At 61.4% G+C, this 223-nt stretch carries 1 protein-coding gene; it reads right to left on the bottom strand.

The genetic code is table 11. The features are described from left to right. Positions 1-223, bottom strand: a 223-nt coding sequence (locus tag SxD43FB_RS24565; RefSeq protein WP_141249684.1) for a transposase, incomplete at both ends; no start/stop codon positions are given.

Genomic DNA, 223 nt, shown 5'->3' on the forward strand with positions numbered 1-223 from the left:
GTCCTTGGCGAGCCGGCGGTTGCGGTTCAGCCAAGCCAGTGTTCGCTCGACGACCCAGCGGCGCGGAAGAACCACGAAGCCTTTTGCAACATCGGATCGCTTGACGATCTCGACAGTCCATTTGCCGATACGCCGGAGCGCTTCCCTGAGCTTGTCGCCAGCGTAGCCGCCATCGGCAAAGACATGGCGCAGCCATGGAAAGCGGTGGATGATTTCACGCAGG

The sequence above is a fragment of the Sphingobium sp. D43FB genome, from assembly GCF_002312805.1.
GTDB lineage: Bacteria > Pseudomonadota > Alphaproteobacteria > Sphingomonadales > Sphingomonadaceae > Sphingobium.